The 7637-nt window shown below is 69.1% G+C and carries 7 protein-coding genes; 2 read left to right on the top strand and 5 right to left on the bottom strand.

Annotated features, from left to right (window positions below):
• Positions 1-272: 272 nt before the first annotated feature.
• On the bottom strand, positions 273-1787 hold the full coding sequence (locus GV007_RS02955; RefSeq protein ID WP_201297548.1) for a dicarboxylate/amino acid:cation symporter: 1515 nt from the start codon (positions 1785-1787) through the stop codon (positions 273-275).
• 276 nt (positions 1788-2063) lie between these two features.
• Here GV007_RS02955 and GV007_RS02950 point away from each other — a divergent pair, with 276 nt between their 5' ends.
• Entirely contained in the window at positions 2064-3680 is a 1617-nt protein-coding gene (locus GV007_RS02950) for a DHA2 family efflux MFS transporter permease subunit (protein WP_160070924.1), read from the top strand.
• Here GV007_RS02950 and trmB read toward each other — a convergent pair.
• Positions 3658-4398 (bottom strand): tRNA (guanosine(46)-N7)-methyltransferase TrmB, encoded by a 741-nt coding sequence (gene trmB, locus GV007_RS02945; protein WP_160070923.1) that lies wholly within the window; start codon positions 4396-4398, stop codon positions 3658-3660. The genes GV007_RS02950 and trmB overlap by 23 nt on opposite strands.
• 170 nt (positions 4399-4568) lie before the next feature.
• Between trmB and GV007_RS02940 the strand changes: the two genes are divergently transcribed.
• Positions 4569-4952 carry a hypothetical protein gene (locus GV007_RS02940; protein ID WP_194677617.1) on the top strand — a complete coding sequence of 128 codons (384 nt, stop codon included), beginning with the start codon at positions 4569-4571 and terminating at the stop codon, positions 4950-4952.
• On the opposite strand, the gene GV007_RS02935 is transcribed toward GV007_RS02940, so the two are convergent.
• The 3 genes from GV007_RS02935 to GV007_RS02925 all read right to left on the bottom strand — a co-directional run bounded on the left by GV007_RS02935 (position 4949) and on the right by GV007_RS02925 (position 7634).
• On the bottom strand, positions 4949-5473 hold the full coding sequence (locus tag GV007_RS02935) for a MarR family winged helix-turn-helix transcriptional regulator (RefSeq protein ID WP_160070922.1): 525 nt from the start codon (positions 5471-5473) through the stop codon (positions 4949-4951). The genes GV007_RS02940 and GV007_RS02935 overlap by 4 nt on opposite strands.
• A 134-nt stretch (positions 5474-5607) precedes the next feature.
• The gene (locus GV007_RS02930) at positions 5608-6324 is read right to left on the bottom strand and encodes a response regulator (RefSeq protein ID WP_201297546.1); all 717 of its coding nucleotides are present in this window, start codon (positions 6322-6324) and stop codon (positions 5608-5610) included.
• On the bottom strand, positions 6318-7634 hold the full coding sequence (locus GV007_RS02925; protein ID WP_160070921.1) for a sensor histidine kinase: 1317 nt from the start codon (positions 7632-7634) through the stop codon (positions 6318-6320). The genes GV007_RS02930 and GV007_RS02925 overlap by 7 nt, the downstream gene beginning before the upstream one ends.
• Positions 7635-7637 lie beyond the last annotated feature (3 nt).

Raw genomic sequence — 7637 nt, 5'->3', positions numbered from 1 at the left:
TCCCCGCCCCGCGCATCCCGAGCCCGCGCATCCCGGCCCGACCTCATCCCGGCCCTCGATGCGAGCGCCGCGGCCGGGAGCTGAGTTGTGGTCGTCAAAACTCGTTGGAAACGACCACAAGTCCGCTCTCGGCGGCCGCGGTGGCGCGGGCAGGCGGCCTGGATGGCGGCCTGGGTGGCGCGGCCAGTCGTCGCAGACGCAGAACGGGCGCCCGCTCCCGGATGCCCGCTGGGGGTTCCGAGGGCAAGCGCCCGCTGATCGCTGCCGTGCTGCTAGCTGCGACGTTCCGCGTCCTGGAGCGTCGCGCCTTCGAACTCGTCCTGCTCGCGGTTGGTCGTCGAGGCGGTGGAGCGCTTGATGGTCTCCTCCACTTCCTCGTCGCTCTCGTCGGAGAAGGCGACGTCGCCGCGGGGCGCGTTGTAGAGCTTCTCGTTGAGGATGCCCTCGCGCTTCGCGACGATCATCGGAACCAGCGCCTGGCCGGCGACGTTGGTCGCGGTGCGGCCCATGTCGAGGATCGGGTCGATGGCGAGGAGCAGGCCGACGCCCTCGAGGGGCAGGCCGAGCGTCGACAGGGTGAGGGTGAGCATGACCGTCGCGCCCGTCGTGCCAGCCGTCGCGGCCGAACCGACGACGGAGACGATCACGATGAGGACGTACTGCATGATCGACAGCTCGATGCCGAAGAACTGCGCGACGAAGATCGCCGCGATGGCCGGGTAGATCGCGGCGCATCCGTCCATCTTCGTGGTCGCACCGAACGGCACGGCGAACGACGCGTACTCGCGGGGTACGCCGAGGTTGCGCTCGGTGACGCGCTGCGTGAGGGGGAGCGTGCCGATGGAAGAGCGGCTCACGAATGCGAGCTGCACTGCCGGCCACACGCCGGAGAAGAAGCGGCCGACCGAGAGGCCGTGCGCCTTCACGAGGATCGGGTACACGACGAACAGCACGAGGGCGAGGCCGACGTAGATGGCGATCGCGAACCAGGCGAGGCTCGTGAGCTTCTCCCAGCCGTAGTCGACGACGGCGCTCGCGATGAGTCCGAGCGTGCCGAGCGGGGCGATGCGGATGATCCACCACAGGACCTTCTGGATGACCGCGAGGGCAGAGGCCGTGAACTCAAGGAACGGCTCGGCGCGCTTGCCGAGGCGGAGGGCCGCGATGCCGATGACGACGGCGATGACGATGACCTGCAGCACGTTGAACGCGATCGTCGAATTCACGTCGCCCGTCTCGGCGTCGACGCGCGAGCGCACGCCCATGCCGAGGAAGTTCTGCGGCACGAGGCCGGTGAGGAAGTTCCACCAGGTACCGACGGAGGAGGGCTCGCCGGTCTCGAGCTGCGACTGGTCGACGCGGTTGCCCGGCTGGATGGTGACGCCGAGGGTGATGCCGATCGTCACGGCGATGAGGGCCGTGATGCCGAACCAGAGCAGCGTCTGGCCCGCGAGCCTCGCCGCGTTCGTCACGAGGCGCAGCTGCGCGATGCTCGAGATGACGGCGGTCAGGATGAGCGGGACGACGGCGGCCGTCAGGATCGTGACGTACGAGCTGCCGATGGTGTCGAGCGTCGCCGCGAGTCCGTTCGGGTTGCCTTCAGCGTCGTCGCCGAGGTTGCGGGCGACGAGTCCGAGGACAACACCCAGAACGAGGGCGGCGAGGATCTGGAATCCGAATGAGGTGAGGAGCTTGCGCGCGCGGCTCTTGGGGCGCGGCGTGGCCTCTGCTCCGGTGGCGTTGGATGCCACCTCGGAGGTGGGGGTGCCTGGGGTGTTGGCCGACATGGAAGATCTCCCGATGCGATTTCTCATTTCGCGAGATTTCTCGCGAACTGAGCGAGGCTACGCCTGGACCATCGGTCTGGCCAGGGTGTGACGCTTCGTGACACGCAACAAATGGTGCGCCGGAGGATGTCATGAACGGTCAGGGAGGGAATGAGACGGCATCATCACCTGATTCATCTCCGCCCCGAAAGTAGTTAAACAATTGAGCAAAATTCCAGAATCGCGGGCGTAGTCTCACCTCGTCCTCCTCGTTCCACAGCAGAAGAAGTGAGCATCATGGCGGAGTCAGCGCGTCGTCGGTGGGTTGGTCTGGTCTTCATCAGCGTCGCGGTCGCGCTCATCATCGTCGACTCGACGATCGTGAACGTCGCCGTGCCGTCGATCGTGACGGAGCTCGGCATCACGTCGACCGAGGTCCAGTGGGTGCAGGAGGCGTACACGCTGGTGTTCGCGTCGCTGCTGCTCCTGTTCGGCAGCCTCGCCGACCGCGTCGGGCGTCGGCGGCTGATGCTGATCGGGGTCGTGATCTTCGCGCTCGCCTCGGTGGCCGCCGCGCTCGCTCCGACCGGCGGGCTGCTGATCCTCGCCCGCCTCGTGCAGGGGGTGGGCGGTGCCATGATCCTGCCGACCACGCTGTCGATCATCAACGCGACCTTCCGCGGCCGGGAGCGGGGCATCGCATTCGCCGTCTGGGGTTCGACCATCGGCGGCATGGCGGCCGTCGGCCCGCTGCTCGGTGGTTGGCTCACGACAGCGTTCTCGTGGCGGTGGGCGTTCGGCATCAACGTGCCACTCGGCATCATTATCGTCGTCGGTGTCCTGCTCTTCGTGAACGAGTCGCGGGAGCCGACGCAGAAGCGCCTCGACCTTGTCGGCGCGGCCCTCTCAGTGGTCACGTTCGGGGCGCTCGTCTTCGGGCTCATCGAGGGGCGCACCTACGGCTGGTGGGCGGTCAACGAGTCGTTCACGATCGGTTCGTTCGAGTGGCCCCTCCCCATCTCGCCGGTGCCGCTCGCCTTCGCCATCTCGGCCGTGGCGCTCGCCCTCTTCATCGTTCGGGGTGTGTCCCGTTCCCGTCGGGGCGAGTCGACGCTCCTCGAGTTCTCGCTGTTCCGCATCTCATCGTTCCGCAACGGCAACGTGGCGGCGCTTGTCGTCGCCCTGGGGGAGTTCGGCATCATCCTGTCGCTGCCGCTGTGGCTGCAGTTCGTGCTCGGCTTCGATGCGCTGCAGACCGGGTTCGTGCTCTTGGCGCTCGCGGCGGGCTCGTTCGTCGCGAGCGGCTTCGCGGGGGCGAGCAGCGGCAAGGTCAGCGCAGTGGTCATCGTGCGCGTCGGCATCCTCGCGGAGATCATCGGCATCGCCTGGGCGGGGTTCATCATCGCCCCGGATGCGCAGTGGGGCTGGCTCATCCCGGCCCTGTTCGTCTACGGCTTCGGCGTCGGGCTCGCCACGGCGCAGCTGACAGGTGTCGTGCTCCAGGATGTGCCCGTCGAGCTCTCGGGGCAGGGATCCGGCACGCAGTCCACGTCTCGGCAGGTGGGTTCGGCGCTCGGCGTCGCCATCCTGGGCACCATCCTGTTCACCACGACCGGCGCCTCCCTCGGCGCTTCGCTCGACGACGCCCAGGTGCCCGCCGATCAGCGAGATCAAGTGGTCTCGGCGGTCGTCGACTCGGCAGGCGGCGCGATCGCGGGCCTCGGCGAGAACCCCGCCACGGCCGACTTCGCCGACGACGCGAAGGCCGCGCTCTCCGACGGCACCCGCGCGTCAGCGTTCACCGCCGCCGCGTTCCTGGCCCTCGGCCTCGCCGCGACGCTCCGGCTCGGATCTGGGAAGCGAGAAGACGAGGAGTCGTCGCCGGCAGAAGCTAGCCCGCCGTCACGTAGCTGAGGTCGTGGATGCGCCTCCCGGCCTTCTCTGCCTTCCGCTCGAACACCGTGAGGGTCCTGCCCTCGAAGCGCGGGGCCCAGCCGCCCGGGTGCTCGCTCGTGAACTCGGGGGCCGCATCCAGTACCTCGCGCATCTGGAAGGCGTAGTCCTCCCAGTCCGTCGCGAGCCGCATGCGGCCGCCGGTGCGGAGGGAGTTCGCTGCGACGGTGCCGAAGCCATCGCGCACCAGCCGACGCTTCGTGTGCTTCGCCTTGTGCCACGGGTCGGGGAAGAAGATCCACAGCTCCTCGACACTGCCGGCGGGAAGCATGTGCTCGAGCACCTCCACGGCGTTCGCCTCGACGAGTCGAACGTTCGAGAGCCCCGCGTCCTCGACCCGTCGGAGGGTGCGCGCGAGACCCGCGACGAACACCTCGACCGCCAGGAAGTTCCATTCCGGATGCGCGGCGGCGGCCGCCACGACCGCCTCACCGGTGCCCGAGCCGATCTCGACGACAAGCGGCGCATCCCGACCGAACAACTCGGCCGGGTCGACCCGGAACGTGGGGCTCACGGAGAAGTCCAGCTCCGCGCGCTCGACCTCGACGAGGTACTTCGGGCCGAGCGACTCCCACGACGTCTGCTGGCCGTCGGTGAGGCGGCCGCTGCGTCGCGAGAACGAGAAGATCGGGCGATGCGAGGGATGCTGCGCCGGCTGGGCGGTTTCTTCGTCTGACACCCGACCAACCTAGGCGATACGGGCGGCGGATCGAGCAGTCTGTGCCGTCGAGGCACCCCGACTCGGCAAAGTGTGCCAGCCTCCTCCAGGGGCGGCCGGGCAGGCGTTGGAGCCGCTGAGGATGGGGGATGCTGGGTGCGGAAGTGATCACCCCGGGTCGGAGGTTCAGGATGCCCTATCGCAGCAAGGAAGTGCTCGAGTCATGGGCCCGCGAGTTCGAGGGGCTCGGCTACGTCGAACCTGGGGTCGTCAACGTCATCCTGCAGGACGGCGACGAAGGGCACGACACCGGCCTTGTCCGGGTGCAGCTGACGCACGTGCCCAGTGACGTGTACGTGCAGCCGGGCACGCTCGAGAGCCCGCACTGGTCGGTCACGATGGAACCGCGCGAGCACACGCTGCACCTGTCGGCAGCCGACGTGCAGACGCTCTCGCAGGAGCTCGCGGTCGTCTCGGCGCTCTGCACCTTCCTGCAAGCGAAGTCGATCGTGCTGGTTGCCGCACGCCACTCGCAGAACGATCGCCCACCGGTGTCGGCTGAGGCGAGCTCCTAGCTGGGGTGAGGCGCGGCGTCTGCGCGCGACGCGCTGCTCACTCGGAGCGCGTGCGTCAGCAGCTGCGCCAGGCGCAGGAGCGTCTCGGGCTCGGCCTCGGCCGCGATGGCCGAGGCGATTCCACGGTCGAATTCGCCGAGGCGATTCCACGGCTCCGCGGCCAGGTCGACCATGACGGTCAGCAGGCTCGCGCGGCGGTCGCTCGGGTCGGTGTCGCGGTGGATCGTGCCCCGCTCGATGAGTCGGTCGCACAGGGTGGAGACGCCGGCGGACGTGAGCCCGAGGTGCGCGCGAAGGGCGCTGGGCCTGGCCCCCGGATTCTCCTTGAGGTACGCGAGGGCGCGCGCATCCATCTCGCCGATGCCGAGCGAGCGACGCGCGTCGTTCTGGGACGCGGACCGTGCATCGGCGTACTCGGTCAGCACGGTGCTCAGCAGCAGCGCCGGACTCTGTTCGGTCGGCGGGGCGGGGGTCGGGTCGTCGTCCTGGCCCTCGCGGTCGGCAGAAGGGATGTTCGGCATGACAGCGCTCCCCTTGATCTCCGTGGTGCCGCCCAGAGTACACGCAGGGAGCGCTCGGACAGCCGTCACAGTCCTTCCGGCCACTCAGACGACGGTCAGCCGCAGCCTATCGGCCGCTCAGTCCTTCCGGCCACTCAGACGCGACCGGCCGCGTCCCACTCCAGGGTGAGCAGTGCGAGCTGGACGCGGTTGGTGACGTGGAGCTTTGAGAACAGGCTCGCGAGGTGCGTCTTGACCGTTGCCTGGCTGACGTAGAGCGCGGCAGCGATCTCCGCGTTGGTCATGCCCTGCGCGACGTAGCGGGCGATCTCCCGTTCTCGGCTCGTGACGGTCGCGAGGAGCTCGTCGCCCCACGCGTCACGCGCCGGTCGCTGACCGCCGCCGCCCTTGTCGCCGTGGCGAGCGCTGTCCTTCGAGCCGCTCGCGGCCGCGCGTACAAGCCGGTCGAGGGCGCTCGGCGAGAACACGGCCTTGCCCTGCGCGGCGTCGAGCACCGCCCCGACGATGTCCTCCGGTGGGGCGTCCTTCAGCAGGAAGGAGACCGCTCCTGCCCGGAGCGCATCCAGCAGGAACTCCTCCGTGTCGAACGCCGTGAGCATGACGACCTTCGCCCTCGAACCGGAGGCGGTGAGTCGCTCGACGGCGTCGATGCCGGTGAGCCCGGGCATGCGAACGTCCATAAGGATCACGTCGGGGTGCTGTTCGGCGGCGAGCGCAAGCGCCTCTTCGCCGTTGGTGCCCTCGCCGACGACACGAATGCCCTCTGCCCCATCGATGAGCAGGCGCAGGCCGAGACGGATGCCCGCCTCGTCGTCGACGATGAGCACGCGGATGCCGCCGGGATTCACCACGGGAGCCTCACCTCCACCACGAAATCGTTGTCTGCGCGAGCGCCCGCCTCGAGCGTGCCGCCGACGAGGAGGATGCGCTCTCGAGCACCGAGGAGTCCGTAGCCGGTCCCCGGCGCGGGAGCCTGCCCCTGCTGCACGGCGTTCGCGACCGAGATGGCCATCTCGGTGTCGCTGCCGGCGAGTTCGACCCGCACCTCTGCTCCCGGCGCGTGCTTCCCAGCGTTGACGAACAGTTCGGAGAGCGTGCGGTGGAGGGCGCGGATGCGCTCCCCGGAGAGCTTCGAGAGGTCTCCGGGCCCAATCGTGAGCCAGGTCATCTGAGGCGGCGCGTGCGCGGGGATGCCGTCGACGAGGAGAGACGCAAGCGCGTCCAGGTCGGGAAGTGGCGTGTCGCCTCGTCCGGTCTCGCTCGGCTCGCGCATGCCCTGCAGCACCTCCCGGAGTTGCGTGTTCGCTCGCGCAGCGGACTCGCGAACCGTGGCGGCCGTCTCCCTGACCAGCTCGGGTGACAGATCGCTTCGGTAGGCGAGCGCCCCGGCCTGCGTGGCGACGACCGCGAGGTCGTGGGAGATGGAGTCGTGCATGTCGCGTGCGATGGCGGCGCGCTCCTCGGCGCGTGCCCGCTCGATGTCGGAGGCGCGGCTCTGCGCCAGGGCTGCGCGTTCGCGCTCAGCCGACGCGGCCTGGGCCCGAAGGGACGTGATGAGCGCGGCCCGCGTGCCCCGGGACCGGCCGAAGAGCAGGGCGATGATCGTCGAGAGTGCGACGACGATGATGTAGAAGATCGGCGCGTCCATGGGCGCGCGGCCGGTGATGCTCGATTCGAACCAGTCCCACAGGATTCCGCCGACCACGACGATCGCGACGACCGAGACATCCATGGGCAGCGAACGCCTGGCTCCGAGGCGCATGACGGCGACGAGCCAGGCCGCGAAAGCGAGCGAGCTCGCCATGCCGACGGCGACGATCCACAGGTTTCCGGCGCGCGACCCGCGAACCGGGCCGATGGCGATGCAGGCCGCGAGGCCGACGACCACGTTGACGATCATGAACCCGAGGAACGCACCAGAATCCGAGTCTGTTGCGGGATCCTCCACCTGGACCGCGAGCGTGATCACGAACAGGAGCGCCCCGCCGAGGAACGAGCCGAGCGAGATGGTCACCGCGCGCATCCACGGCTTCCAGCGTCGGTTCTCCACCAGAGCTTCAGCCGAACGCAGGTCGCTCTGCGTCAGCCCACCAGCCGTCTCCACGCCGTCGAGGGCCAGCTCGTCCACGAGGGGCGGAGCTTTCGGCAGCGGAACGGTCATGCA

The organism is Pseudoclavibacter sp. 8L (assembly GCF_902506465.1).
Taxonomy (GTDB): Bacteria; Actinomycetota; Actinomycetes; order Actinomycetales; family Microbacteriaceae; genus Pseudoclavibacter.
The sequence above is the reverse complement of the archived record's forward strand: the minus strand, read 5'-3'. Positions and strand labels throughout refer to the sequence as shown.